The following is a 25,023-nucleotide window of genomic DNA, read 5'->3' as shown; positions in this document are numbered from 1 at the left end:
CGCGTCAGCCCTGCGCCAGCAGCGCGCGGGTGGCGGCGGTGACGTCGGACTGGCGCATCAGCGATTCGCCAACCAGGAAGCAACGCGCCCCGACCGCCGCCATCCGCGTCAGATCCGCCGGGCTGTACAGGCCGCTTTCGGCCACCAGCGTGCGGTCGGCGGGGACATGGGCGGCCAACTCCTCCGTCGTCGCGATGTCGACGGCCAGAGTCTTCAGATTGCGGTTGTTCACCCCCAGCAAGGGGGTTTTCAGCGCCAGCGCGCGGTCCAGCTCCTCGCGGTTGTGGACCTCCACCAGCACGTCCAGCCCCTGGGCGATGGCGGCGTCCTCGATCTCGGCGGCCTGGGCGTCGGACAGCGAGGCCATGATGATGAGGATGGCGTCGGCCCCCAGCGCGCGCGCCTCGACGATCTGATAGGGATCGACCATGAAATCCTTGCGCAGCACCGGCAGATCGACGGCGGCGCGGGCGGCGACCAGATAGTCGTCCTTGCCCTGGAAATACGGCTCGTCGGTCAGCACCGACAGGCAGGTCGCCCCACCGGCGCGGTAGGCCTGGGCCAGTGCCGGCGGATCGAAATCGGCGCGGATCAGGCCCTTGGACGGGCTGGCCTTTTTGATCTCGGCGATCAGGCCATAACGCCCGCTGGCCACCGTGCGGCGCAGGGCGTCGATGAAGCCGCGCGTCGGGTCGGCGGCACGCGCCGCCTCCTCCACCGCCGCCAGCGGGCGGGCGGCCTTGCGGGCGGCGACCAGGGCGCGCTTGTCCGCGTTGATGCGGTCGAGAACGTCGCTCATGCCGAAACAACCTCGTTGGTGATGGCGACCAGACGGCGCAGGCGCTCGCGCGCACCCCCGCTGTCGATGGCGGCGGCGGCCAGCGCCACACCGTCTTTCAGCGTGTCGGCCTTGCCCGCCACCAGCAGGGCGGCGGCGGCGTTCAACAGCACGATGTCGCGGTAGGGGCCGGGCGCGCCATCGAACAGGGCGTGGATGGCCGCCGCGTTGGTCTGGGCGTCGCCGCCGCGCAGATCCTCCAGCGTGGCGCGCGGCAAGCCGACATCCTCCGGCGCGATCTCGAACACGGTGACGGCCCCGTCCTTCAACTGGGCCACCGTGCTGGGACCGGTGGTGGTGATCTCGTCCAACCCATCGGAGCCATGGACGACCCACGCCGTGTCCGACCCCAGACGCTTGAGCACCTGGGCCAGCGGTTCGACCCATTGCTTGGCGAACACGCCCAGAAGCTGGCGCTTGGTCGTCGCCGGGTTGGACAGGGGCCCCATCAGGTTGAAGATGGTGCGGGTGCCCAGCTCGACCCGCGTCGGGCCGACGTTGCGCATGGCCAGATGGTGGCGCGGGGCCATCAGGAAGGCGATCCCGGCCTCCCACAGCGCCTTGCGCACCAGCGACAGGTCGCAATCCAGATTGACGCCCAGCGCGCTCAGCACGTCCGCCGCGCCCGATTTGGAGGAGATGGCGCGGTTGCCGTGCTTGGCCACCGGAATCCCGCAGGCCGACACCACAAGCGCGGCGGCGGTGGAGATGTTGTAGGTGCTGGCCCCATCGCCGCCGGTTCCGCAGGTGTCGATGGCCCCGACGGGCGCGTCCACCGCGATGGCCTTGCCGCGCATGACGCGGGCGGCCCCGGTGATCTCGTCCACCGTTTCGCCGCGCACGCGCAGCGCCATCAGGAATCCGCCCATCTGCGACGGGGTGGCGTTGCCCGACATGATGATGTCAAAGGCCAACCCGGCCTGTTCCTCCGTCAGCGTGGCACCGGAGGCGACGCGGGCGAGGATGGATTTCATGTCAGCGATGTCGCCGCCGTGGCCGTGCGCGCTCATGCCGCGTTCTCCAGCCGGGGGCGGGTCAGATCCAGGAAATTGCCAAGGATCTTGTGGCCGTGTTCGCTTTCGATGCTTTCCGGGTGGAACTGCACGCCGTGGATCGGCAGGTCGCGGTGGGCCAGCGCCATGATGAGGCCGTCCGCCGTCTCCCCCGTCACCTCCAGGCAATCGGGCAGGCTGGACCGCTCGACGATCAGCGAGTGGTAGCGGGTGGCGCGGAAGGGGCTGGGCAGACCAGCCAGCACGCCGCGCCCCTGGTGGATCATGCTGTCCACCTTGCCGTGCATCGGCAGCGGCGCGCGGATCACCCGGCCGCCAAAGGCCTGGCCGATGGATTGATGGCCCAGGCACACGCCCATCAGCGGGATGCGCGCCGTGGCCGCCGCGTCGATCAGCGGCAGGCAGATGCCCGCCTGATCGGGATCGCAGGGGCCGGGCGACAGCACGATGCCCGACGGGCGCAGGGCCATCGCCTCGTCCACGGTCAAGGCGTCGTTGCGGCGCACCTGCACGTCGGCACCCAGCTCGCCCAGATAATGGACGAGGTTGTAGGTAAAGCTGTCGTAATTGTCGATGAGCAGCAGCATGCGCGTCGCCTTATGCCTTCGCCGTTCCGGCCCCGTTCCAACCTGTGCGACACCCTAACGGCTGATCGGGTGGATTTCCAGCCTTGGGCGGTCGTTTCCGCGCAATCAGGCGCGCAACCGTCACCGGCAATCGGTTTGGATCGGGCCTTTCGGCTCCGGCACCCATTCCCCGCGCGCGTCCAATTCCAGCGTCACCGTGCAGCGGCGCACGCCGCGCGGCAGGTCGGCGGCCAGCGTCGCCTGGGTGTTGCGGTAGCGGCACAACAAAAAGACGTTTTCCTTCCGCGCGCCGGGAAACTCCCACACCTGGATCATGGATCGGCCTCGTCGCACCTCGCGGTCCGGGGCCAGCGTGACGGGGGAGGCGGAGGCCATCTGCGCGGCGCGGTCGCCCTCGATGATGGTCACGCCGACCAGGGGGTGGCTGTCCTTGCCGGGGTAGGGCGACCAGCCGCTGGGCGCGTCGGGTTGCGCCTGCACCATCAGGCTGGGTGGGCAGCGCAGTTCGGTGGCGGCGAGAGCCGGGGCGGACAGGCTGGCGAGGAACGCGGCAAGCACCAGCGGAATCGGTTGCGGGCGCATGGGAAGCGGGAACCTCTGGCGGGTGGGGTGGTCGAGCGGGAGAAAGGGCGATTGCGGCGGCGCGGACGTGGTGCCACTCTGCCGCAACGATTTGATCAGCTATGGACGTCGCCGCCATGGCCCGCAAGGTGCCTCGCAAAAAATCACGGATCGCCTTGCCCGCCGTGGCGACGAATCCGGTGGCGCTGGCGCTGGCCGCCGTGGCGGGGGTGTTCGCGTTGGGGTTGGGCGTGTCCTGGTTGATGGGCCAACCGGAGCCGAAACCGGTGTCCATGGCCAAGCCCCCGGCGGTTGCCGCCCCGGTTGCCCCCTTGCCGCCGCCGGTTCCGGCTCGCCCTCCGGTGTCCGCCGCCGTCTCCCCGCCGGTGGTCCCGCCGCCCGCTGCCCCGGTCATCACCGAACCGGACGCGGGCAGCGTCGCGGAGGCGTCCGACCCGCCGGGCAAGGGGACGGTTGCCCTGTTGCCCCCGCCGGTCCCGCCCTCCGTTCCTTTGCCTGCGGTTCAACCGCCGTCCGGCAACGCCGCCCCGTGGCGACGCTTCGCCGTGCCGGTGAAGGCGGTGGCACCGGGCCGTCCGGTCATCGCCGTGGTCATCGACGACATGGGGCTGGACCGCAAGCGCTCCACCAAAATGGCCGGTTTGCCGGGGCCGCTGACGCTGTCCTGGTTGCCCTACGCCCGCGAGTTGGCGGGGCAGACCCAGGCCGCCCGCGCCAACGGGCATGAATTGATGCTGCACATGCCGATGGAACCCAGCGTGGACGCCGACCCCGGTCCCGACGCGCTGCTGGTCCGGCTCGACAAGACCGAGATCCTGCGCCGCGCCCGCGCCGCCCTGGACAGTTTCGACGGCTATGTCGGCGTCAACAACCACATGGGCAGCCGCTTCACCGCCGACCGTTCCGCGCTGTCGCCGGTTCTGGCGGAGCTGCACCGCCGGGGTCTGTTGTGGCTGGACAGCAAGACGACGCCGCACAGCGCCGGGTTGGGCATCGCCCAGGACCTCAACATGCCCTTTGCCGGGCGCGACGTGTTTCTCGACAACATCCCGGCGGTGGGGGCGATCCGCGCCCAATTGGGCAAGGTGGAGACGGTGGCCAAGCAGCAGGGCTACGCCATCGCCATCGGCCACCCGCACGATGCGACATTCGAGGCTCTGGCGTCCTGGCTGCCGGACGTGCAAAAGCGTGGCTTCAGTCTGGTTCCGGTCAGCGCCGTGGTGCGCGCCCATCACGCGGGCGGCTGACGGCGCTGACCCAAGCCGTCAAGCCCTTTTAAGGCCCTTGCCAAACAGGAGAATTTCGAGATGGCCGACGCGTACAAGGTGGATGGGATGACCTGCGGCGGCTGCGCCCGGTCGGTGTCGAACGCCATCGTCAAGGCGGCCCCGAACGCCGCCGTCACCGTCGATCTGGCCTCCGGCCGGGTGATGGTCGATGGGGGCATTGCGGAGGATGTGGTTCGTCAGGCGGTCGAGGACGCCGGGTTCGATTTCGTTGGCACCGCGTGACCGCCGTGTTGGAAACCGGTGAAGGAAGGGCAGGGGAATGACGACCAGGACACGGACGGTGCGGTGGATGGCGGGCACGGCGCTGCTCAGCGTGACGCTGTGCGCAACGGTTGGAACCGGCCAAGCGGCGGACGGGCCGGGGCTGGCGCAACGGGTTCTGGCCCAACCGGCCGAGCCACGCCCCAAGGATTGCGACGCCAACATGCTGTCGTTGAAGATCTGCGCGGCGGCGGAGTTCCGGCAGGCTGACAAGGCGCTCAACACCGCCTATCAGGCGGCGCGCAAGGAGATGCCGGACGACAAGGCCCGCGCCCTTCTGCTCGACGCGCAACGGGCGTGGCTGAAATACCGTGACGCCATGTGCGAATGGGAGGGCGATGGCCTGTATCGCGACGGCAGCATGAGCGGGTTGGTGATCCTGAATTGCCTGACCCGCGTGACCACCGAGCAGGCCAAGGCCCTGGACAACGCGATCAAGCCCTGATCCATCACAGGATATCATGATTTTTGGGGTGGGCTGGCCATGCCCACCCCAAACCCCTCCGATCACCCCCGCCAATAGCCCCAGACGGAGGCGGGCGGCAGGTTGAACGGGGTGAAGCCCAGGCGCTTGCCCCGCAACCCCAGCGCCGCCCGGTTCAGCGGCGAATGGGGCATGAAGCTGTAGAGCAGGAAACGGCCACCCGGTTGCAGGATGGTGAAGGTGGCGTCGATCACCTCGCGCTGAAATTCCAGCGGGAAGGTGATCATCGGGATGCCGATCACCACGGTCCCGACCTTGCCGGTCTGCTCCGCCCCCAGCAGCGACGCGGCCTTGCGGCAATCCTCGCGGAACACGGTGATGTCGGGGTAACGGTTGCCAAGGTAATCGGCCAGTTCGCCATCGATCTCGAAGCTGACCAGCTTGTTGGCGGGAACCCCGGCCTCCAGGATCGCGCGGGTGACGGCCCCGGTGCCGCCGCCGAACTCCACCACCAATTGATCGGGCGTGCGCTGGATGTTGGAGCCGATCAAACGGCGCAGCGCGGCGGACGACGGCGCGATGGATCCCATCGCCCAGGGGTCGGCCAGCCAGCGTTTGAAGAACAGCCACGCGGCGGCGGCTGAATCGCCCTGTGTGGCGGGCCTGTGGGATGCGGCGGGCGAGGCGGGCGTGACGGTCACGGTGGGTGCTCCGGTCCAGCGGGTGGGCGGGGCCGCCCGATCCCGGTCGTCCGATCCCGGTCAGGCCAACCCCTTACCCCGTAGCTGCCAGAAGTTGATGACCCGCGTATGACAACCCGCTGGCGACCAGCAGGAAAAACACCAACGCCGCCACGGTCAGGCCCAACCCGACCCCGATGGCCGCCCCGTCGCGCTCGATCAGGCCCAACGAGATCAGCACCAGGGCAAAGCCCGGCAGCCAGCCGGTCAACGGCAGCGGCACGATGCAGGTCAGCGTCAGGATGAACAGCAGCAGCCCGAACCAGCGTTCGCGGTCGATGGTGGCGAGGCGGTGGTTGCGCGGTTTCAGCAGCTTTTCGATGCCGATCAGGCGCGGCATGGCGGCGTCGAGCGTGCGCGCGGCCATCTTGCGGCTGACCGACCGTTTCAGCAGCCAATCGGGCAGCCGTGCGCCGCGCGACCCAAAGGCCAGTTGCGCGGTGTAGAGCAGGATCGGCAGGTCGAACAGGCAGGACACGCCCAACGGAACCGGCGCGATGGTGGGCAGCGATAGGGCCAGCAGGATGGTCCCGAGCGAGCGGTCGCCCAACGCCTGGATCAGATCGCCCAGAGACACCGCATCGGCGGGCAGATTGGCGCGGAAATGGGACAGAACGTCCGACGTGCGGTCGTCCTCGGCGTCGTCCGGCGCGGCGCGGTCGGGGATGGGGGAGGAGGTCACGCGCCCGCCTCCGCCGCCGCCGTTTCATAGGCCTCCAGCGCCTCCAGCCAGGTTTCCTCGGCGCTGGCCAGCTTCTTGTCCACCGTGCCCAGATCGATTTGCAGCTTGGTCAGCTTGTCCGCCGGGCCGGTGTACAGGGCCGGGTCGGCCATCTTGGCTTCGATCTTGCGCTTTTCCTCGGTCAGCTTGTTGACCAGCGCCTCCGCGTCGGTCGCCTTGCGCTTCAGCGGGGCGAGTGCGGCGCGCGATTCGGCGGCCGCGCGGCGCTGGTCCTTCTTGTTGGGGCCGGTGTCGCGGTCGCCCAGGGCGTTGGCCTTGGCCACCGCCCGTTCGGCCTTGGCGCGGTCGAGCAGGAAGCGGCGGTAATCGTCCAGGTCGCCGTCATAGGGCTGCACCGTGCCGTTGGCCACCAAGAGCAGGCGGTCGGCGGTCAGCTCGATCAGATGGGGGTCGTGGCTGATGAGGATGACGGCACCGGGGAAATCGTTGATCGCCTCGATCAGGGCTTCGCGGCTGTCGATGTCCAGATGGTTGGTCGGTTCGTCCAGCATCAGGATGTGCGGGATCTCGCGGCTCATCAGCGCGAGCAGCAGACGGGCCTTTTCCCCGCCCGACAGGTCGGCGATCTTGGTTTCCGCCTTGCTCTGCTGGAAGCCGAAGCGGCCGAGATGGGCGCGGACCTTTTCCTCCAGCGCCAACGGCATGATCCGTTGGGTCTGTTGGATCGGGGTCAACGACAGATCCAGCTCTTCGGATTGGTGCTGTGCGAAATAGCCGATGCGCAGCTTGGACGACCGCCGCATCTCCCCGACCATTGGTTGCAACCGTCCGGCCAGCAGCTTGACCAGGGTCGATTTGCCGTTGCCGTTGGCCCCCAGCAGGGCGATCCGGTCCTCCATGTCGATGCGCAGGTTGACCCGCTTGAGGATCGGCGTGTCGCCATAGCCGATGGTCACGCCTTCCAGCGCGATGATCGGCGGGGCCAGCTCGTCGGGCGGCGGGAAGTTGAAGACAACCTCGGCGTCGTCCTCCATCAGCGTGATGGTTTCCAGCTTTTCCAACGCCTTCAACCGGCTTTGCGCCTGCCGGGCCTTGCTGGCCTTGAAGCGGAAACGGTCGACATAGGCCATCATGTGCTTGCGCCGGGCCTCCTGCTTGGCCGCCATCGACTGCAAGCGTTCCTGGTTCGCCCGGCGCTGGCGCAGGAAGGAATCGTAATTGCCGCTGTAGGTGACAAGCTTCCCGTTGTCGATGTGGATGGTCGTTGTCGGGACCGCGTTCAACAGCTCGCGGTCGTGGCTGACCATCAGGATCGTGTGCGGGTAATTCTTCAGATAGCCTTCCAGCCAGATGGTGGCTTCCAAATCCAGATGGTTGGTCGGCTCGTCCAGCAGCAGCAGATCGGGGCGGGAGAACAGCACGCCCGCCAGCGCCACGCGCATCCGCCAACCGCCGGAGAAATCCGAACAGGGGCGCTGTTGCGCCTCGGCGTCGAACCCCAAGCCGGACAGGACCTGAGCCGCCCGCGCCGGGGCGGAATGGGCGTCAATGTCGGCCAACCGGTTGTGTATCTCACCGATGCGGATCGGGTCGGTCGCCGTCTCGGCCTCCGCCAGCAGGGCGGTGCGCTCCTTGTCGGCGGCCAGCACGGCGTCGATCAGGGTGATCGGGCCGGAGGGGGCCTCCTGCGCGACCATGCCCATCCGCATGCCGACCGGCAGCGTGACCGCCCCGTCGTCGGATTGGAGCAACCCGAAAATCAGCTTCAGAAGGGTGGATTTGCCGGTGCCGTTGCGCCCGACCAGCGCCACCCGGTGCCCTTTGGAGACGACCGCCGTGGCGTGATCGAACAGGACGCGCCCGCCGAAGCGGAAAGTCAGATCATTGATGTGCAGCATGACAGCGCAGGATGTAGCACGCGGCCCCGGCGAAGAGAAGCGGCGCAACGGCATGACGATTTTCTGACATTGTTGACAACGGACCCGCTGCGGCGCGGAACAGGGTTGCCCGACGGTCCGGTCCTCTCTATAAAGCCGCGCAATCGGCGCCCCGGCCAACGGCGGCGCCCCTCCGTGTTGTTTTCACGTTTTGCATCCTTTAGGAGTCCACCGCCATGGCCGTTGAACGCACCCTCTCGATCATCAAGCCCGACGCCACCCGCCGCAACCTGACCGGCAAGATCAACGCCAAGTTCGAAGACGGCGGCCTGCGCATCGTTGCCCAGAAGCGCGTCCAGCTGTCGAAGGCCCAGGCCGAGGCGTTCTATGGCGTCCATCGCGAGCGTGGCTTCTTCAACGATCTGGTTTCCTTCATGATCTCCGGCCCGGTGGTCCTGCAGGTTCTGGAAGGCGAGAACGCCATCGCCCGCAACCGTGAAATCATGGGCGCGACCAACCCGGCCAACGCCGCCGAAGGGACCATCCGCAAGGAATTCGCCGAATCGATCGAGGCGAACTCGGTCCACGGCTCCGACGCGCCGGAAACCGCCGCTCAGGAAATCGCGTTCTTCTTCGCCGGCACCGAAATCGTCGGCTGACGTGTGAACGCATCGGGCCGCTTGGCCCGGTGACGCGCAAAAAGGCCGCTCCCCGAAAGGGGGGCGGCCTTTTGGCTTTGTGGACAGGGCCGGGAAAACCGCGTATTCCGGTGGAACACCCTTTGCCGCGTTGCGGCTGATTGTTCAGGAGTCGCAACGCGATGGACAGCAAGATCACCAACCCCATCATCGCAGCACTCCTGGAGCCGTTGCCCAGCCTGGCCCAGGGACAGAACGACTTGTCCGATGAAAGTGTTGTCCGTCTGCTGGTGCGTCATTTCATCGATTACAGCCTGGCCGCCTTCCAGGGCGCGTTGCACAAGGCGCGGACGGACGACGACGCGGTCGAGGCGATCAACCGGCAGGCCATCGCGCTGAACGCGGTGTTTCTCGGCACCAGCGGCATCAGCAGCGTGACGACCCACGCCTGGAATAGCCCGGAGCAGCTGGGGGCCTTCCTGAAGGACACGGTTGGTCTGGAGTACCCGGAGGATGATTGCGTCCGGGCGATGCTGATCCATCTGGCCACCCAGCTCATGCACTCCTTGCGTTTGCCCGACGAGGACCGGAACGAGGAGGTGGAGGCGCTGACGTTGGACGCCGCCGACCTGCTGCTGGGCCGCGCGCCGCAGGACGACGACGAGATCGACATCGACATCAATCTTTGAACGTCACCCGTCCGCAAGACATGCGTGTGGACGGCTGATTGGCAACAGCATGGCGCGAGCGGAAGAGGCGTTGTTTCGCGTCATGTTGCGGTCAAGTTCCCAACAACAGACAGAATAAATCGCTGCGACGAAACTTTGCGTTAACGGCTTCTCTCCTATCACAGTTGACCTATGACGGATGATCATCCGTCAGGACGGTCTGGCTGTTCGGGAGAGTGTTCGTGCAGGTTGCAGAATCCAACAATTCCGCACGCTCTTCGAACGGATTGTCCTGCCCGTTGCGGTCGGGCCTGCCCGCCGCTTTGGCCGCTGCCTGTGGTGCGGTGTCCTTTGGCGCGGTGGTGGCGTCCGGTCTGACCGATCCGCTCCCATTGGCTGCCCTGGCCGCGACGGTCGGTTTGGCCGGTTGGAGCGCGTGGCGGGCCAATGTCCGCGCCAACGCCTTGCGCCGGTCGGAGCGCGCGGCGGCGGTGGCGGCGGAGTCGCTGCACGACACCCGCGCGCGCGCGCTGGACTTTGCCCGTGCGTCCACCGATTGGTTTTGGGAAACCGACGCCGACCACCGGTATGTCTTCGTGTCCGATCGGCTGAGCGCGATCCTGCGGGTGGATCCGTCGTCGGTGCTCGGCTCCGGGTTGCTTGATCTCGGATCCCTGGTGGAGGACGCGGCCACCTGGGCGGAGTATCGCGCCGACATTCTGGCCGGTCGCGATTTCCAGGAGCTGGAACTGTCGATCCCCACCACCAACGGCGGCAGCCTGTTCCTGCGGTTGAACGCGACGGCGGTGCGCGACGCGCAGGGGCGCTTCCGGGGTTATCGCGGCTGCGGCATCGACACCACGGCGGAAACGCTGGCGCTGGTGGAAGCGCGCTTCATGCAGACCGTGGTTCACGACGCGCTCGACAGCATTTCCGAGGGGTTTGTGCTGTTCGACGCCGACGGCCGCCTGCTGATCTGCAACGAACGCTATCGGCAGGCCTACCCGACCATCGCCGATCGTCTGGTTCCCGGAGCCACCTTTGCCGAGATCCTGCGCACGGCGGCGGAACGCGGTGGTTACGAGGGGGAGGGGGACGTCGGTGCCTGGGTCGAGCAGCGGTTGAAGCGCCATCTGCGCCACGCCGCCCCGGTGGATGGCCTTCTCTCCGATGGCCGATGGTACCGCATCAGCGAGCACGCCACCGGAACCGGCGGGGTGGTCAAGCTGCTGATGGACATCACGGAGTTGAAGACACGGGAGGAGGAGCTGGCCGGGCAGACCAACCGGCTGGAAGTCACCGTAGCGGCCCTGCGCGAGAGCGAGCGGCGTTACCGCCAACTGGTCGAACTTGCCCCCTATGGAATCGTCATCTGGGACCGCAGCGCGATCCGCTTCGCCAACACCGCCGCCGCCTCGATCCTGGGGGTGGGGGCCGATGGCCTGGATGGTGCACCGCTCGCCCGCTTTTTCGATGATGGTGCCGCGTTGGAGGCGCAACTCGCCGCCGCCGCCCAGGGGGGGGATCTGCGGGTGGAGGGCGAGGCGATCCGCCCATCGGGCGAACGGCGCTTTCTGGAGCTGCGCGCCTCGCCCGCCGTTCATCGCCGCGAACCGGCGGTGCTGCTGGTGCTGAACGACGTCACCGACCGCCGCCGGGTGGAGGGCGAGTTGCAGCGCGCCCAGAAGATGGAGGCGGTGGGCCGGATGGCCGGCGGCGTGGCGCACGAGTTCAACAACATGCTGACCGCCATCGGCGGCTTTGCCCGGCTGGCGGAGCGCAACCCGGCCGACGCCGACCGCGTGCTGACCTGCGTGCGCGAGATCGCCAAGGCGTCGGAACGGGCGGCGACGCTGACCAGCCAGTTGCTGGATTTTTCCCACCGCCGGGTGTCGGAGGAGCGGGAAATCGTCGCCATCGCCCCGCTGGTCCGCGATCTGCGCGTGTTCCTCAAGCCGCTCATCAGCGCCGGGATCGACGTGGTGTTCGACATCCGGGACGAGGACGCCCACACCCTCATCAGCCCGGTCACGCTCAATCAGGCGGTGCTCAACCTCGCGCTCAACGCGCGCGATGCGATGCCGACCGGTGGGCGTCTCACCATTGGTTTGACGGTGGAAACGCCGCCGCGCGCCTTTTTCGCCCGCCATGGCGGGCTGCATCCGGGCCGCTACGCCGTCATCCGCGTCACCGACCAGGGCAGCGGGGTGCCGGACGCCATCCGTGATCGGGTGTGGGAACCGTTCTTCACCACCAAGGAACCGGGCAAGGGAACCGGGCTTGGCCTGTGGATGGTCTATGGAGCCGCGCAGCAGGCGGGTGGCGTGGCGGAATTGGAAAGCGCGCCGGGGCAAGGGGCCTGCTTCGCCCTCTATCTGCCCGCCATCGACCCGCCCGTGCTGGCCGCCAGCCCGCCCCCGTTGCTGATCGCCGACGGCGACAGTGCGGCGATTTTGCTCGTGGACGACGAGGCGTCGGTGCGCTCCTATCTGCGCCTCGCGCTGGAGGAGGCGGGCTGTGTGGTGACGGAAGCCGCCGACGGGGTCGAGGCGCTGGAGCGCTTCGACGAGGCGGGCGGCCTGTTCGACGCGGTGGTGACGGACGTGTCGATGCCGCGCATGAACGGCCCCGACCTCGCCCGCGCCCTGGAGGAGCGGAACCCTGGCCTGCGGATCCTGTTCCTGACCGGCTACGCCTCCAAGGAGACCGCCGCCGATCTGACCGCGCAGGCCGGGCGGCGGATCGTGATGAAACCCTTGCCGCCGGAACGGCTGCTCGAAGCCCTGAACGAGCTTTTGGCTGACGAATGATGCCCCGCACAGGGGATGGCCGCAGCGGATATACATGAGGAGCGGACGCCCATGGCGTCGGACAGTGCCGCAACGCTAGACAGCCCGGAGTTGGACTCCGATGGCGCGGTTGAGTCGGTTGAATGCCGCGAACCGGCGGATTTCTACGGCCCGGCGGCCCGCGACAGCGTCGGGCGCTTTTGCCGCCGCTTTCTTGATGAAAACGCGCTGACGGCCACGGAGCTGCTGCACAACAACCGCCACCAGAACGCGTTGTCCAACACCCCGACCTTTGTCGCCATTCTGGGGCAGGTCGAGCGGGTGCAGAACCGCAAGGGCGCGTTGACGCCGCTGGTCAACGAGGTGGCGCGCCTGACCCGTGAACGCGCCAAGGACAACCCGCCGCCGGAGCTGACGCCGGAGCGCTACAGCCAAACCGCCGGAATCCTTCTGGGCAAGGGCGGGTTGCTCGGGCGCTTCCTGGTCGATGCCGCGCTGGCCCAGCATCTGATCGCCGAACGGACCTTCGCCGACAAGGCCAAGGCGCTGCTGACCCTGGCCGAAGCGACCGAGGACGCCGACGCGCTCGCGCCCATTGAGCGGCTGCTGGCGGACATCCTGTCCAGCGAGGTCGGCACCGCGTCTTGCGCGCAGGACGCCGCCTTTCCCACCCTGATCGACCTGATCGTCACGCTGGCGGTCGCCGACCGCCCGATGCCGGACACGGCCCCGCCGGTGTTCCGGCGTTTGGCCGCGCTGATGGCGCGGGCGGCCATGCCGGGGCTGACGGATGCCCTGATCCGCGCCTTCCGCCGGGACATGGCGCGACCCCACTTCTTCACCATCGCCAGCGCGGGCGACATGCACGGGATCGACGCGATCCAGCGCGAGATCCTGGCGCTCAGCGAGGTGTCGTCCCGTCTGCGCCGGTCCGAACCGGGAATCGATGGGGCGTATCTGGGCGGGGCGAAGACCGAAGCCGCCCTGCAACGGCGCACCGCCCTGCTGGTCAACGAGGACACGATCCCGGAAATCACCAAGGGCCGCAATCTGGTGCAGAAGCTGCGGGTCCTGTTCCTGTTGCAGAAGATGCCGCTGTCGCCCAGCGCCGCGCGGGCGGTCAACGCCTATCTCAAGGGGTTCTTCGACGCCCGCGACTTTCCCGGCCGCATCCTGGATTGCTGGAAGGAGCGGGGGGAGAAGCTGAAGGGGCTGGCCGAGGTGCAGGCGATGGTGGCGGCCAGCGCCTTTCCGGCGGAGGATCGCGATTGGCTGTGCACCCAGGTGGACGACATTCAAAGCAGCTTCCTGCGCACCCAACGCATTCTCCTTCCCCTGACCCACACCGCCAAGGAGGATCCGCACCCCGACATCGTGCTGGATCTGGTGCGTCTGGCGGGCGAAGGGGCGTTTTGCAAGGGCAAGAGCCGGATGGCGGTGGCCCGCGCGCTCTACCGCCAGACCCACCGACCGCGTTTCGTCCGTGGCTTCCTGCTCAGCGCGCCGAGTTCCAAGGAACGGCTGGCGCGGGTGGAGTGGTTGCGGAAATCGCTGGCGGGGGTGGGGGTTCCCTTCGTCGATCTGCCCAGCCGCCGGGTGCTGGTGGTCGATGACGAGGAGGGGCCGCGCAACTTTGTCGCGTCGGTCCTGCGCGATCTGGGGGTCGCCCAGATCGACACGGCGGCGGATGGCCAGGAGGCGTTGGACCGGCTTCTGGGGCAGCAGGGCGGGGATTGCGATCTGGTCATCTGCGATTGGATGATGCCCCGCCGCAACGGGTTGGAGGTGCTGAAGCGGGTGCGCGCCGTGCGGCCCGATCTGCCCTTTCTGATGGTCACGGCGCTGGCGACGCTGGACGCGGTCAAACAGGCCCTGGCCCATCAGGTCAGCGCCTACATCGCCAAACCCTTCACCCCGGACCAGCTGGAGGAAAAGATCTTCCTGGTTCTGGCGCAGAGCGGCATGGTGGAGTAAGGGAACGGCGTCGCGATGGGCGGCGGAGACACCGGATGGGTTTGATCGGATGAGCGGCGATCCTGATTGCCTGGGCATGTGCGCGATCGATGGCGATGTCTGCACCGGTTGCGGGCGGACCCTGGACCAGATCAACGCCGCGTTGGAAGCCGCCGAGGCGGCGGACGACGCCGATGGCGCAGGGCCGGTCCCTCCGGCCACGCGCTGACCGGGACCCGGCCGCGACGATGAAACCGACAGAGACGATGAACAGGGACAGGCGGATGCGATCCAATCTGATGCTGGGCGCTGGTTTGGCCCTGGCGCTGTCGATGCTCTGGGTGGCCCCGGTTGCGGCGGCCAACACGCGCCCGCCGGTTGCCGAACTCTCCGCCGATCTGAACGGCGACGGCGTGGCGGACCGGGTGGTGTTGAGCGGCGAGGATGACGAGGTTGACGTCGCCCTGCATCTCAGCGCGGGCGGGCGCGTGCCGGACAAGCCGACGCTGTTCAAGCGGGCGGTCGGCTGGCGCGGGGCGATGGCGGGGACCGAACCGTCGATGTCGGCGACGGCGCGCGGCTCGCTGGTGCTGGTGTTTCAGAACGAATCCATCGGGCGCGACCGCTGGCGGCAGCAATTGACCATCGCGGTCCGCGACGGGGCCATCGTGGTCGCGGGCTACACCTATGTCGCGCGCGACACGCTGGATCCCAAGAACGGCTTCACCTGCGATCTCAACCTGTTGTCCGGCAAGGGCCAGCGCAACGGCAAACCCTTCACCGTGGCGATCAAGCCGCTGCTGCTGGCCGATTGGGACGACACCACCATCCCCAAGGAATGCGCGTTCTGACCAAGCAGACCCCGGCCCAAGCAGACCCCGGTAGAATCATGCACCTGCCGGGGATCTGTGGGGTTGGGGATCCGTGCTGTGATCAGCGCCGCAGATCGCGGTCCAAATTCAGGTCGGCGCTCGGCCCCTGCAATTTGGCGCGATAGACCAGCACCGCTTCCATCACCCGCTGCACATAGTTGCGTGTTTCGTAGATCGGGATCAGCTCGATCCAATCCACAGGGTCGATGTTGCCGCTGCGCGGATCGCCATAGGCTTGGATCCACTGCCGCACCCGGCCCGGCCCGGCGTTGTACCCGGCAATCGCCAGAATGTAGGAGCCGTTGAAGCGGTCGATCAACTCGCTGAGATAGGCCGATCCCAAGGTCATGTTGAAGGCGGGGTCGGCGGTCAGCCGGGGAACCGAATGCTTCAACCCCAGCTTTCCGGCGACGAGCTGCGCCGTGCTGGGCATCAACTGCATCAACCCGCGCGCGCCCGCCGACGAGACGATCTGCGTGTTGAAGGTGCTTTCCTGGCGGATGATGCCGTGGATCAGCGCCGGTTCGGGGGCGCTGGGCCGCTCCTCGATCACCGGATACCCGGCATCGACCAGGAACACCTCGTTCTGCGCGGCGTCCTTGGCGGCGGCGACCGCCAGATCGCGCCGACCGATCTCCCCCGCCAGCCGCGCGGCCAGCGTGTAATCGGTGGGCGTCTTGGAATCGAGGCTGATGCGGCGCAGGAAGGCGGCCAGACGGTCGTCGTCGCGGCCCAGAATCTCCGACAGCATCCGGGCGACTTGCACCAGCTCCCACCGTTCAAAGGCGGTGGCGTCGGCGTTCGACACCGACGGCGGGTTGGGCAGGGTCACGCGGCCGTCGCCCAGATGACGGGCCGACAATTGCCCGTAAAAGGTCGTGCCGTAGGGGGCGGCCTTGGCGAACCATTCGCGCGCCTGGGCGGTCTGGCCGGTGGCCTCCGCCGCCCGTCCGCACCAATAAGCCCCGCGCGCCTTGCTGATCGGCGCGGTGACGGACCGGTAGAGCTTGTGGAAATGGGCGAACGCGTCCGACGGCTGGTCGAGGAAGCGCAGGGCGATGAACCCGGCCAGGAACTCCGCCTCGGCCAGCCCCGACCCGTCCTTTTGCCCGTGGGCCTTGACCAACTGATAGGCGAGGTTGAAGTCGCTGCGCTCGATGGCGCGGCGGGCCAGCAACTGCCGCTCGCTCCACCAGGATTGCGGGCGGCCCATCTCCGCCGGGGCCTGCGTCACGATGGCCAGCGCGCCGGTGTCGTCGCCCTTGCGGCGGCGGTAGCGGGCGAGGTCGAACAGCAGGCCCGGATCGTTGGCGAGGCTGGACGCCACCCGCGCGGCGGCGGCCTCGGCCCCCGGCTTGTCGCCGTCCAGGGCGATCCGCGCCTCGATCAGGGTGTCATAGGCGTCGTCGAACAGCGGCAGCATGCGGCGCGCCGCCGCCTCCTGCCGGTCCCACAGCAGCCGGTCGATGCGGGCCTTGTGGTCCTGCGCCCGCAGAAAGGAGCGGTAGCGCCCCAGGAAGGCGGCCTCGTCGTAGGCGGTCAGCGTCGCCTCGACCCAGCGGGCGCGGATCAGCGGGGTGGCGCGTTCGGCGCTGCCGGTGGCGATCAAGGCGTCGGCGTGTTGCAGAAAGCCGTCGTTGGTCAGGGCCGGATACTGCCGGAACCAGTCGATCAGGACCGACGGATCGGTGCCGGGCGGGATCGCCTTTTCCGCCTGCCGCCGCAAAGGGGCCAGATTGGGCCAGGACGGGTTGTCGCGGACAAAGGCGGCGATCTCGTCAAAGCTGGCCCCGCCGGTGGGCGCGGTCAGCGCCAGCCAGCGGATGACCTTGGCGGGCAGCCGTTCCCCGGCCTGCGCGGCCAGCCGCTGCGCCTCGTCGAGTCGGTCGTTGTCGGCGGCCTTGAACGCCTGCCGGTACAGCGCGGCGTCCGCCGGGTTGAGGGCGGCGGCGTCGGCCAGGCTGGTGATGGGAAGGCAGAGCAGGGCGGCGATCAGAGCAAGCCGGGCGCTCTTGCCCACAGCGGCGGGGAGGTCTAAGGTGCGCAACTCTTTTTTTCCAGCAGTCCGTTCAAGGAGGCAGCCATGTTTCACGGTTCCATCGTCGCTCTCTTGACTCCGTTCAAGGGCGGGAAAGTGGACGAGGCTGCCTTTCAGTCCTTCGTGGAATGGCAGGTGGCCCAGGGCACGCACGGCCTCGTTCCCTGCGGCACGACCGGCGAATCGCCGACTCTCAGCCATGAGGAACACAACCGGGTCGTCGAGCTGTGCATCGAGGCGGCGGGCGGCAAGGTTCCGGTGATGGCCGGCAGCGGTTCCAACTCTACCGACGAGGCGATCGCCCTGACCCGCCACGCCAAGAAGGCGGGCGCGCAGGCGGCGCTCGTGGTCACGCCCTATTACAACAAGCCGTCTCAAGAGGGTCTGTACCAGCATTTCAAGGCGATCCATGACGCGGCGGATTTTCCGATCTTCATTTACAACATTCCGGGCCGGAGTGTCGTGGATATGTCGGTGGCGACCATGGCCCGTCTGGCCAAGCTGCCGAACATCATCGGCGTGAAGGACGCCACCGCCGACCTGTCGCGCCCGTCGCGCCTGCTGGCGGAGGTCGGTTCCGACTTCATCCAACTGTCGGGCGAGGACGCCACGGCGATGGCCTTCAACGCCCAAGGCGGCGTCGGCTGCATCTCGGTGACGGCCAACATCGCGCCTTCGCTGTGCTCGGCCATGCAAACCGCCTGGGCCAAGGGCGACCTGACGGAGGCCTTCCGCCTGCGCGACGTGCTGACCCCGCTGCACGACGCCATGTTCGTGGAAACCAGCCCGGCTCCGGTGAAGTTCGCCGCCAGCCTGCTGGGTCTGGCCACCGACGAGGTGCGCCTGCCCCTGGTTCCGGCCAGCGACAGCGCCCGCGCGTCCGTGCGCGCGGCGATGACCAAGGCTGGCCTGCTGACCTGATGACCATGATCTGATGACCAACGGCCTGCCGTGCGTTGCGACGCGCGGCAGGCCGCAAGGAGTGACGCTGTGTCGCGCGAGACGGAAGTAAAAAAATACGCGGCGCAGAACCGCCGTGCGCGCTTCGATTTCTTCATCGATTCCACGCTGGAAGCCGGAATCATGTTGACCGGCACCGAGGTGAAATCCCTGCGCGGTGGCCGCGCCAGCGTGAACGAGGCCTATGCCGGGCTGAAGGGCGGGGAGCTGTTCCTGTTCAACGCCTACATCCCGGAATATCTCCAGGCCGGGCGCTGGCTTCAGCACGAACCCAAACGCCCGCGCAAGCTGCTGATCCGTCGGCGGGAGCTGGACAAGCTCGCCGCTGGCATCAAGCAAAAGGGCGTGACGCTGATTCCGATGTCGATCTATTTCAACGATCGCGGCATGGCCAAGGTCGAGATCGGCGTCGCCACCGGCAAGAAGAAGCACGACAAGCGCGAAACCGAAAAGGAACGCACCTGGCAGCGCGACAAGGCGCGGCTGATGCGGGACAAGAACTGACAAAAAAGGTTTGAGTGGTGAGCCGACTGGACAACCGCGCGACGGATCGCGATTCCACCATCGCCGCCGTCGCGGCGGAGGCGTTGAGCGAGCGCAAGCCGCAGGGCCGCATTCTGGTGGCCTTCGACAGCGACGGCGGCATCGCCGACGCGCTGCGGGCGGGCGGGGCGGAGGTCGTTCCGTGGCTGCGACTGGCCACGACGGGTGCCAGCCGTGACGGCGCAACGGCGTGGCCCGCCGATGGGGCGTTCGATGGCGCGGTGCTGCGTTTGCCGCGCGGTTGGGCGTCGTTCGAAATGGCCCTGCACGCGCTGGCCGCCCGGTTGCCGGTTGGCGCGCCGCTGTGGATCGTCGGCAGCAACGACGAGGGCGTGACCTCGGCGGTCAAGCGCTTCGACGGGTTGGTCGAGGGGGCGGAAACCCTCATCATCAAACGGCGCGCCCGCGTTCTGGAAACCCGCCGGACGGCGGAATCCGCGCGTGGCCAGTTGGAGGATTGGCGGGAAACCGTCACCCTGCCGCTGCCCGCACCGGCCAGCCCGCTCGATCTGGTCAGCTACCCCGGCCTGTTCGCCCATGGCCGCTTGGACGCTGGGACCGAATGCCTGTTGCGGGTGTTGCCGGACATCGCGGCGGGCGTGCGCGTGCTGGATTTCGGCTGTGGGGCCGGGGTGATCGGGCGCGCCGTGCGCGAACGCCAGCCCGAGGCGCCATTGACCTTGCTGGACATCGACGCGGTGGCGCTGCACGCCGCCCGTCAGAATGTGCCGGGGGCCGAACTGGTGTTGAGCGATGGCCTGGACGGTCTGGGCACCCGCGAGCGCTTCGGCCTGATCCTGTCCAACCCGCCGCTGCACCGTGGCAAGGACGAGGATTTCGGCATGCTGGAAGCGCTGGTGGCCGGAACCAAGCAATATCTGAAGCTGCGCGGCACGCTGATCGCGGTGACGCAGCGCACGGCGGGCGTGGGCAAGCTGTTCAAGACCGCCTTCGGCCATTCCGACCTGCTGCTGGAAACGCCGCAGTTCCAAGTCTGGTCGGGGACGCCGAAGTAAACGGCCTCCCCAACCGGATGGCCAGCGTGTCAGGCCCTGTTCAGGCTTTCAGGCTTTCAGGCGTTCAGTCCCCGCATCCCCGCCTCCGGGTAACGGTCGCCGCTGGCCGCACCGGGCGGCAGCGCGTCGGACAGGGCGGCCACCTCCGCCGCTGACAGGGTGACGGCGGCGGCTCCGACATTGTCCTCCAGATAGGCGATGCGCTTGGTGCCGGGGATCGGCAGGATGTCGGTGCCCTGCGCCAACAGCCACGCCAAGGCGATTTGCCCCGGCGTGCAGCCCTTGGTCGCCGCCAGCGCCTTCACCGCCTCCACCAAACGCAGGTTGGAGTCCAGATTCCCGTCCTGGAAGCGCGGGGCGATGCGGCGGAAATCATTGTCGGCCAAGTGCGCCGGGTTGGTGATCGTCGCCGTCAGCAAGCCTCGGCCCAACGGGGCGTAGGCGACCAGCGACACGCCCAATTCCCGGCAGGTCGGCAACACCTCCGCCTCCATGTCGCGGGTCCACAGGGAATATTCGCTCTGCACGGCGGCGATGGGGTGGACGGCGTGGGCGCGGCGCAGGGTGGCGGCGGACACCTCGCACAGGCCCAGCGCCCGGATTTTACCCGCCCGGACCAGATCGGCCATCGCCCCGACCGTCTCTTCCACCGGAACATCCGGGTTCAGGCGGTGGGCGTAATAGAGATCGATGGCGTCCACCCCCAACCGCTTCAGCGACTCCTCGCAGGCACGGCGCAGATAGGCCGGGCTGCTGTCGATGCTGCGGTCATAGACGCCGGGTTGGCGGACGATGCCGAATTTGGTGGCGATCACCAGACGGTCGCGCTTGCCGGGCAAAAAGCGGGCGAGCAGCGTTTCATTGTGGCCGGACCCATACATGTCCGCCGTGTCGAAATGGGTGACGCCCAGCTCGAACGCCCGTTCCAGCGTGGCGAGCGATTGGGAATCGTCGGTCGGTCCGTAAAACTCCGACATGCCCATGCAGCCCAACCCAAGGGCCGACACGGTCAGGGAGGTTCCACCCAGGGTGCGTTGGTCCATGCTTTTCCCCTCCCGCCCCGTGGTGGGGCGGATTACAGTGACGCAGGAAGATTTGGAAGTACACTACACGGTGCAGTGTACTTTTATGGGGAGAGCCATGTCAATCGGCAACGACGGTCCAACCGGGCGCGGCGACGCCAAACGCCGCGCGGTGGTGCAGGCGGCAACCCGCGCCTTCACCACCCAGGGCTATGAGGCGACCTCGATGGACGCCATCGCCGCCGAGGCGGGCGTGTCCAAACGCACCGTCTACAACCATTTTCCCGGCAAGCGCGACCTGTTCCGCGCCGTGGTCGCCGGTTTGTATGAGGGGTTGAACGTCGCCGATCCCGGCCGCCTACCGCCCGATCAACCACCCGACGCGGTGCTGCCCGCCTTCACCCGCGAATTGCTGACCCACATGCGCCGCCCGGAGGTGAAGGGCCTGTTGCGGCTGGTCATCGCCGAACACCAGCGTTTCCCCGATTTGGCCGAGGATTATCTGAAGGAGGGGAAAAGCCGCGCCGTGGCGCTGCTGGAAACCTACATCGCCAGCCAGCACGCGCGCGGCCGCCTGAACGCCCCTGACCCGGCGACGGTGGCAAGCCAGTATCTGGGCGGCATCAAGGAGGTGATGTTCTGGCCGACCATGCTCGGCCTGCCGGTCCACGCCGACGACGACCGCGTGATCGCCGAGGCGGTGGGGCAGTTGATGCGGGCCTATGGCCGCTGACGTAGAGCGTCACCCGCCGCGCTGCAACGCCGACGGTGTGCGGCCGGTGGCGCTGCGGACCCGCCGGGCAAAGTGGGAGCGGGAGGCGTAGCCGCAGGCTTCCGCCGCCTCCTGCACCGTTCGTCCTTCGGTTTCCAGCAAATGGCGGGCGTGGGCAACCCGCTCTTCCGTCATGATGCGGCGGACGGAGCTGTCCTCCTCGGCCAGACGGCGGCGCAGGGTGGCGTTGCTGAGGTTCAGCGCGCTGGCGACGCGTTCCGCGGTCCAGGCCTGATCGGGTTGGCTGCGGACCAGCGCGCGCACCGCCTCCACCAACCCGTTCGGGGCGACCGGACCCAGCCACCACACACCGCTTTCCAGCAGGGCAAGCAACACCTCCATGCAGCGGTGCTCGACGATGGACGGGCTGAGCGGTGGCGTGCGGGACAGGCCCTCGGCGGCGTGCAGCACCGCGTCGCTCAGGCCGGGGGTGGGCGTCACCCGGTAATCGCGGGCGCGCCGCCCATCGCCGATGAGGGCGTCGCCGTGGGCGCGCAGCAGGCGGCGCACCATCTCGGCCGGGAACAGCAAAATCAGGGAGCGGTAAAACCCGCTGGTCGGGTCGGGTTCGTTCACCACCGTGCCGCGCCAACCGGCGGGCAACAGCAGGGCGTCGCCCTTGCGATAATGATGGCTGCCGTCGGCGTCGCTGATCTCCTTCCGCCCATCCAGCAGAATGATGAAACCGGTGGCGCTGACCTCAAGATCGGCGATCCGTTCGCGGTCGCGGGCGATGAAGCTGCCCAAGGTCGGGGCTTGCGGCACGCCGCCGCTGGGGCGGTTGTCGCGGGCGGCATAGCGGGTGAGCTTGGCGAACGGATCGTCGGTCATGACGCGTATCCTATCCCATCAACGGCCAAAGCGCGCGGTCAGAGACGCGGTCCCCAGGCTGTTGGCGGTCAGGAAATAGCCGATCATCGCGCCGGAGGAGTCCGCCGTGACCATCGGCAGCGCGTCCACCTTCAACGCGTGCACGGTGAAGATGTAGCGGTGCGGCGCGTCGCCCACCGGCGGGCAGGGGCCGAAATAGCCGGGGCTGCCCACGTCGGTGCGGCTCTGCACCACGCCGGCGGGCAGCTTGGCCCCGGCGGCGTCACCGGCCCCGGCGGGCAGGCTGCGGGCGCTGGCGGGCAGGTTGAAGACCAGCCAATGCCACCAGCCGCTGCCGGTCGGCGCGTCCGGGTCATAGGCGGTGACGGCGAGGCTGCGGGTTCCGGCGGGCGGGTCGCTCCAGCTCAAGGCCGGAGACACATTGCCGCCGGTGCAGCCGAAGCCGTTGGCCACCTGGGTCATCGCCATCGGCTTGTCCGCCGACAGGTCGGGGCTGCGCAGCTCGAACGCGGCGGCGGGCAGGGCGGCCAGGGCCAGCAGGGCGGCGGTGAGGGACAGGAACGGGGCGCGCATTGGCGGGTCTCCATCGGTTCGGGGTGTGTGGTCCCGACGATAGAGGGGCGGGGCCAGCGCCGTGGCCCCGATCCGCTCAAACACGCGCCCGTTTTGCTCAGGCGATCTTTGCTCAGGCGATCCGTGCGGCGCTCAGCCCCGGTGCAGCAGCCGGGCCGCGTCCACCGCGCCATAGGTCAGCACCGCGTCGCAGCCCGCCCGTTTGAAGCCGGTCAGCGTTTCGATCAGCGCCTTGTCGTAATCAAGCCAGCCGTTGAGCGCGGCGGCGCGGAGCATCGCGTATTCACCGGAGACGTGATAGGCGAAGGTCGGCATGGCAAAGGCGTCCTTCACCCGGCGGATAACGTCGAGATAGGGCAGGCCGGGCTTGACCATCACCATGTCGGCCCCCTCCTGGATGTCGTGGGCGACCTCGCGCAGCGCCTCGTCGGTGTTGGCCGGGTTCATCTGGTAGGTCTTCTTGTCGCCCTTCAGGAAACCGCCGGAATTCACAGCGTCGCGGAACGGGCCGTAAAAGGCCGAGGCGTATTTGGCGGCGTAGGAGCAGACGCGCACCAGCTCGTGCCCGCTGGCGTCCAGCCGGTCGCGGATGGTGCCGATGCGCCCGTCCATCATGTCCGACGGCGCGACGATGTCGGCCCCGGCGTCGGCCTGCGACAGCGCTTGACGGGCGAGGATCTCGACCGTCTCGTCGTTCTGGATGTAACCGTCGCGCAGGATGCCGTCATGGCCGTGGCTGGTGTAGGGGTCGAGCGCCACGTCGCACAGCACGCCCACGTCGGGGGCCGCCGCCTTCAAGGCGCGGATCGCCCGGTTCATCAGATTGTCGGGGCGGTAGGCTTCCGCCGCGTCCTCCGACTTCGCGTCCGAACCCACCACCGGGAACAGGGCGACGCAGGGGATGCCGAGCGATCCGGCCTCCACCACCGCTTCGGACAGCAGGTCGATGGTCATCCGTTCCACGCCGGGCATCGACGCCACCGGAACCCGCTGGTTCTCCCCTTCGATCACGAAGACCGGCCAGATCAGGTCATCAACCGTCAGCGTGTGCTCGGCCACCAGACGCCGGGTCCAGGCGTCGGCGCGGTTGCGGCGCAGACGGGTGCGCGGGAAGGAGGCGGGGACGGAGATCGGCATCGGGGAACCACAGCGCTCGTGAAATCGGGTGCGCGATCCTACGCCCGCGCCCCCGGCAAACTCAACCTCAAGCGAGGGGGTGCTGCGGTGCCGATGGGTTGGCTTCCGTGTCCAGGACCCAACGGTCCGTGTCCTTGCGCCAATCGCTGCGCGATCCGGCGGTGAAGCGGTCGCCGTCCCACACCCGCAGCCGGAACGACACACGGGGCGGATCAACGGTGATGAGGGTGTAGGCGTTGGCCTCCCCCCGCAGCCGGGTGGAGGTGGCCGTCGCGGCGTGCGACGCCAGGATCGAGCGCGACAGGCCGGGGTGGCGGATGGCGGCGTCGCCGGTGTAGGCGCGGTGCAGATGCCCGGACAGGATCAGATCGACGCCGCAGGACTCCAGCGCGGACAATGCCAACCCATGCCGACCCACCAGCGGCGTGTCCGGCGCGTCGGGGGGCGGCAAAAACGGGTGATGGGCGAACACGATCTTGAACAGCCGGTCCGGCAACGGATCGAACACGTCGCGGATCCGGGCGATCTGCGCCCGGTTGATCCGTCCGGCGGTGAAATCGACACCGATGGCCCGGGCGGTGGTCAGGCCAAGGATGGCGATGTCGTCATCGACGTGGAACGGGCTGAGGTCGGCGCTGATCCAGCGACGGTACAGGCGGAACGGATCGGTGAACCGCTTGATGAGGTTGTAGACGGGAATATCGTGATTTCCGGGAACCACCAGATAGGGGAAGGGCAGTTCCTCCAGAAAGGCCCGCGCCATGGCGAAATGGTCCGGCTTGGCCCGCTGCACCAGATCGCCGGAGATCACGACGCCATCGGGGCCGGTGTGGACCAGATCGGCCAGCAGCCCGGCCACCACCCGCGCGTCGATCCGCCCGAAATGCAGATCGGACAGGTGGGCCAACCGCTTCATCG

General features: G+C 68.1%; 26 protein-coding genes. 13 read left to right on the top strand and 13 right to left on the bottom strand.

All coding sequences use genetic code 11. The features are described 5' to 3' along the window. Nucleotides 1-4: 4 nt before the first annotated feature. The 4 genes from trpC to EJ903_RS03240 all read right to left on the bottom strand — a co-directional run bounded on the left by trpC (nt 5) and on the right by EJ903_RS03240 (nt 3,020). Nucleotides 5-799 (bottom strand): indole-3-glycerol phosphate synthase TrpC, encoded by a 795-nt coding sequence (gene trpC / locus EJ903_RS03255; RefSeq protein WP_126612086.1) that lies wholly within the window; start codon nt 797-799, stop codon nt 5-7. Continuing rightward, nucleotides 796-1,848, bottom strand: coding sequence for an anthranilate phosphoribosyltransferase (gene trpD, locus EJ903_RS03250; protein ID WP_210211367.1), 1,053 nt, complete (start codon nt 1,846-1,848; stop codon nt 796-798). The genes trpC and trpD overlap by 4 nt, the downstream gene beginning before the upstream one ends. Then, nucleotides 1,845-2,438, bottom strand: a complete 594-nt coding sequence (locus tag EJ903_RS03245; RefSeq protein ID WP_126612084.1) for an anthranilate synthase component II — start codon at nt 2,436-2,438, stop codon at nt 1,845-1,847. Before EJ903_RS03245 ends, trpD begins: the two co-directional genes overlap by 4 nt. A gap of 120 nt (nt 2,439-2,558) precedes the next feature. Continuing rightward, nucleotides 2,559-3,020: an STY0301 family protein gene (locus tag EJ903_RS03240; protein ID WP_126612082.1), complete on the bottom strand. Its 462-nt coding sequence runs from the start codon at nt 3,018-3,020 to the stop codon at nt 2,559-2,561. A 101-nt stretch (nt 3,021-3,121) separates the two neighbouring features. Between EJ903_RS03240 and EJ903_RS03235 the strand changes: the two genes are divergently transcribed. From EJ903_RS03235 to EJ903_RS03225, 3 genes are read left to right on the top strand one after another with little or no spacing between them, the layout of a single operon-like run. Next, entirely contained in the window at nt 3,122-4,267 is a 1,146-nt protein-coding gene (locus EJ903_RS03235) for a divergent polysaccharide deacetylase family protein (RefSeq protein WP_246015150.1), read from the top strand. Between the two features lie 60 nt (nt 4,268-4,327). Beyond that, the gene (locus EJ903_RS03230; RefSeq protein ID WP_126612080.1) at nt 4,328-4,531 is read left to right on the top strand and encodes a heavy-metal-associated domain-containing protein; all 204 of its coding nucleotides are present in this window, start codon (nt 4,328-4,330) and stop codon (nt 4,529-4,531) included. A gap of 37 nt (nt 4,532-4,568) precedes the next feature. Then, nucleotides 4,569-5,015, top strand: coding sequence for a lysozyme inhibitor LprI family protein (locus EJ903_RS03225; protein ID WP_126612078.1), 447 nt, complete (start codon nt 4,569-4,571; stop codon nt 5,013-5,015). Nucleotides 5,016-5,077: 62 nt separating this feature from the next. Here the strand turns inward: EJ903_RS03225 and EJ903_RS03220 are convergent, their stop codons facing one another. The 3 genes from EJ903_RS03220 to EJ903_RS03210 form a co-directional block, all read right to left on the bottom strand. Further along, nucleotides 5,078-5,695, bottom strand: a complete 618-nt coding sequence (locus EJ903_RS03220; protein ID WP_246015148.1) for a class I SAM-dependent methyltransferase — start codon at nt 5,693-5,695, stop codon at nt 5,078-5,080. 73 nt (nt 5,696-5,768) lie between these two features. Then, nucleotides 5,769-6,416, bottom strand: coding sequence for an exopolysaccharide biosynthesis protein (locus EJ903_RS03215; RefSeq protein WP_126612076.1), 648 nt, complete (start codon nt 6,414-6,416; stop codon nt 5,769-5,771). Beyond that, nucleotides 6,413-8,314, bottom strand: a complete 1,902-nt coding sequence (locus EJ903_RS03210; RefSeq protein WP_126612074.1) for an ABC-F family ATP-binding cassette domain-containing protein — start codon at nt 8,312-8,314, stop codon at nt 6,413-6,415. Before EJ903_RS03210 ends, EJ903_RS03215 begins: the two co-directional genes overlap by 4 nt. A 215-nt stretch (nt 8,315-8,529) precedes the next feature. On the opposite strand from EJ903_RS03210, the gene ndk reads away from it, so the two are divergent. The 6 genes from ndk to EJ903_RS03180 all read left to right on the top strand — a co-directional run bounded on the left by ndk (nt 8,530) and on the right by EJ903_RS03180 (nt 15,192). Further along, complete coding sequence (gene ndk, locus EJ903_RS03205) at nt 8,530-8,952, top strand: nucleoside-diphosphate kinase (protein ID WP_126612072.1); 423 nt, start codon at nt 8,530-8,532, stop codon at nt 8,950-8,952. 161 nt (nt 8,953-9,113) lie between these two features. Continuing rightward, nucleotides 9,114-9,620 carry a hypothetical protein gene (locus EJ903_RS03200; protein ID WP_126612069.1) on the top strand — a complete coding sequence of 169 codons (507 nt, stop codon included), beginning with the start codon at nt 9,114-9,116 and terminating at the stop codon, nt 9,618-9,620. 221 nt (nt 9,621-9,841) lie between these two features. Continuing rightward, entirely contained in the window at nt 9,842-12,409 is a 2,568-nt protein-coding gene (locus tag EJ903_RS03195) for a hybrid sensor histidine kinase/response regulator (RefSeq protein ID WP_246015146.1), read from the top strand. Nucleotides 12,410-12,460: 51 nt separating this feature from the next. After that, on the top strand, nt 12,461-14,362 hold the full coding sequence (locus EJ903_RS03190) for a response regulator (protein WP_246015144.1): 1,902 nt from the start codon (nt 12,461-12,463) through the stop codon (nt 14,360-14,362). 49 nt (nt 14,363-14,411) lie between these two features. Continuing rightward, on the top strand, nt 14,412-14,570 hold the full coding sequence (locus EJ903_RS03185) for a DUF1289 domain-containing protein (RefSeq protein WP_126612063.1): 159 nt from the start codon (nt 14,412-14,414) through the stop codon (nt 14,568-14,570). Between the two features lie 55 nt (nt 14,571-14,625). Next, on the top strand, nt 14,626-15,192 hold the full coding sequence (locus tag EJ903_RS03180; RefSeq protein WP_126612061.1) for a hypothetical protein: 567 nt from the start codon (nt 14,626-14,628) through the stop codon (nt 15,190-15,192). A gap of 82 nt (nt 15,193-15,274) precedes the next feature. Here EJ903_RS03180 and EJ903_RS03175 read toward each other — a convergent pair whose 3' ends face one another. Then, nucleotides 15,275-17,260, bottom strand: a complete 1,986-nt coding sequence (locus tag EJ903_RS03175) for a lytic transglycosylase domain-containing protein (protein WP_126612059.1) — start codon at nt 17,258-17,260, stop codon at nt 15,275-15,277. A gap of 36 nt (nt 17,261-17,296) precedes the next feature. On the opposite strand from EJ903_RS03175, the gene dapA reads away from it, so the two are divergent. The 3 genes from dapA (at nt 17,297) to EJ903_RS03160 (ending at nt 19,770) form a co-directional block, all read left to right on the top strand. After that, a complete protein-coding gene (dapA, locus tag EJ903_RS03170) occupies nt 17,297-18,172 on the top strand; it encodes a 4-hydroxy-tetrahydrodipicolinate synthase (protein WP_126612057.1) in 876 nt (291 codons plus the stop codon). Nucleotides 18,173-18,241: 69 nt separating this feature from the next. Continuing rightward, on the top strand, nt 18,242-18,715 hold the full coding sequence (gene smpB, locus EJ903_RS03165; protein WP_126612055.1) for an SsrA-binding protein SmpB: 474 nt from the start codon (nt 18,242-18,244) through the stop codon (nt 18,713-18,715). A 17-nt stretch (nt 18,716-18,732) separates the two neighbouring features. Continuing rightward, nucleotides 18,733-19,770, top strand: a complete 1,038-nt coding sequence (locus tag EJ903_RS03160; RefSeq protein ID WP_126612053.1) for a class I SAM-dependent methyltransferase — start codon at nt 18,733-18,735, stop codon at nt 19,768-19,770. Between the two features lie 56 nt (nt 19,771-19,826). On the opposite strand, the gene EJ903_RS03155 is transcribed toward EJ903_RS03160, so the two are convergent. After that, nucleotides 19,827-20,813, bottom strand: coding sequence for an aldo/keto reductase (locus tag EJ903_RS03155; RefSeq protein WP_126612051.1), 987 nt, complete (start codon nt 20,811-20,813; stop codon nt 19,827-19,829). Nucleotides 20,814-20,910: 97 nt separating this feature from the next. On the opposite strand from EJ903_RS03155, the gene EJ903_RS03150 reads away from it, so the two are divergent. After that, the gene (locus tag EJ903_RS03150) at nt 20,911-21,525 is read left to right on the top strand and encodes a TetR/AcrR family transcriptional regulator (protein WP_126612049.1); all 615 of its coding nucleotides are present in this window, start codon (nt 20,911-20,913) and stop codon (nt 21,523-21,525) included. Nucleotides 21,526-21,534: 9 nt separating this feature from the next. Here EJ903_RS03150 and EJ903_RS03145 read toward each other — a convergent pair whose 3' ends face one another. The 4 genes from EJ903_RS03145 to EJ903_RS03130 all read right to left on the bottom strand — a co-directional run bounded on the left by EJ903_RS03145 (nt 21,535) and on the right by EJ903_RS03130 (nt 25,021). Continuing rightward, nucleotides 21,535-22,395, bottom strand: coding sequence for a helix-turn-helix transcriptional regulator (locus EJ903_RS03145; protein ID WP_126612047.1), 861 nt, complete (start codon nt 22,393-22,395; stop codon nt 21,535-21,537). Nucleotides 22,396-22,413: 18 nt separating this feature from the next. Next, nucleotides 22,414-22,968, bottom strand: coding sequence for a YbhB/YbcL family Raf kinase inhibitor-like protein (locus EJ903_RS03140; RefSeq protein WP_126612045.1), 555 nt, complete (start codon nt 22,966-22,968; stop codon nt 22,414-22,416). A gap of 132 nt (nt 22,969-23,100) precedes the next feature. Then, the gene (gene hemB, locus EJ903_RS03135) at nt 23,101-24,105 is read right to left on the bottom strand and encodes a porphobilinogen synthase (protein ID WP_126612043.1); all 1,005 of its coding nucleotides are present in this window, start codon (nt 24,103-24,105) and stop codon (nt 23,101-23,103) included. A 67-nt stretch (nt 24,106-24,172) separates the two neighbouring features. After that, nucleotides 24,173-25,021 carry a metallophosphoesterase family protein gene (locus EJ903_RS03130; protein WP_126612041.1) on the bottom strand — a complete coding sequence of 283 codons (849 nt, stop codon included), beginning with the start codon at nt 25,019-25,021 and terminating at the stop codon, nt 24,173-24,175. Nucleotides 25,022-25,023 lie beyond the last annotated feature (2 nt).

Source organism: Azospirillum griseum (assembly GCF_003966125.1).
GTDB lineage: Bacteria > Pseudomonadota > Alphaproteobacteria > Azospirillales > Azospirillaceae > Azospirillum > Azospirillum griseum.
This window is presented reverse-complemented; position numbering and strand designations above follow the sequence as displayed.

Bases quoted from the DNA above. Each gene is read 5' to 3' on its own strand.
- EJ903_RS03145 (WP_126612047.1), bottom strand. From the start codon at position 22,395: ATGACCGACGATCCGTTCGCCAAGCTCACCCGCTATGCCGCCCGCGAC.
- EJ903_RS03185 (WP_126612063.1), top strand. From the start codon at position 14,412: ATGAGCGGCGATCCTGATTGCCTGGGCATGTGCGCGATCGATGGCGAT.
- EJ903_RS03150 (WP_126612049.1), top strand. From the start codon at position 20,911: ATGTCAATCGGCAACGACGGTCCAACCGGGCGCGGCGACGCCAAACGC.
- EJ903_RS03190 (WP_246015144.1), top strand. From the start codon at position 12,461: ATGGCGTCGGACAGTGCCGCAACGCTAGACAGCCCGGAGTTGGACTCC.
- dapA (WP_126612057.1), top strand. From the start codon at position 17,297: ATGTTTCACGGTTCCATCGTCGCTCTCTTGACTCCGTTCAAGGGCGGG.
- EJ903_RS03210 (WP_126612074.1), bottom strand. From the start codon at position 8,314: ATGCTGCACATCAATGATCTGACTTTCCGCTTCGGCGGGCGCGTCCTG.
- trpD (WP_210211367.1), bottom strand. From the start codon at position 1,848: ATGAGCGCGCACGGCCACGGCGGCGACATCGCTGACATGAAATCCATC.
- EJ903_RS03200 (WP_126612069.1), top strand. From the start codon at position 9,114: ATGGACAGCAAGATCACCAACCCCATCATCGCAGCACTCCTGGAGCCG.
- EJ903_RS03235 (WP_246015150.1), top strand. From the start codon at position 3,122: ATGGACGTCGCCGCCATGGCCCGCAAGGTGCCTCGCAAAAAATCACGG.
- trpC (WP_126612086.1), bottom strand. From the start codon at position 799: ATGAGCGACGTTCTCGACCGCATCAACGCGGACAAGCGCGCCCTGGTC.
- hemB (WP_126612043.1), bottom strand. From the start codon at position 24,105: ATGCCGATCTCCGTCCCCGCCTCCTTCCCGCGCACCCGTCTGCGCCGC.
- EJ903_RS03180 (WP_126612061.1), top strand. From the start codon at position 14,626: ATGCGATCCAATCTGATGCTGGGCGCTGGTTTGGCCCTGGCGCTGTCG.
- EJ903_RS03240 (WP_126612082.1), bottom strand. From the start codon at position 3,020: ATGCGCCCGCAACCGATTCCGCTGGTGCTTGCCGCGTTCCTCGCCAGC.
- ndk (WP_126612072.1), top strand. From the start codon at position 8,530: ATGGCCGTTGAACGCACCCTCTCGATCATCAAGCCCGACGCCACCCGC.
- EJ903_RS03130 (WP_126612041.1), bottom strand. From the start codon at position 25,021: ATGAAGCGGTTGGCCCACCTGTCCGATCTGCATTTCGGGCGGATCGAC.
- EJ903_RS03230 (WP_126612080.1), top strand. From the start codon at position 4,328: ATGGCCGACGCGTACAAGGTGGATGGGATGACCTGCGGCGGCTGCGCC.
- EJ903_RS03155 (WP_126612051.1), bottom strand. From the start codon at position 20,813: ATGGACCAACGCACCCTGGGTGGAACCTCCCTGACCGTGTCGGCCCTT.
- EJ903_RS03245 (WP_126612084.1), bottom strand. From the start codon at position 2,438: ATGCTGCTGCTCATCGACAATTACGACAGCTTTACCTACAACCTCGTC.
- EJ903_RS03225 (WP_126612078.1), top strand. From the start codon at position 4,569: ATGACGACCAGGACACGGACGGTGCGGTGGATGGCGGGCACGGCGCTG.
- EJ903_RS03140 (WP_126612045.1), bottom strand. From the start codon at position 22,968: ATGCGCGCCCCGTTCCTGTCCCTCACCGCCGCCCTGCTGGCCCTGGCC.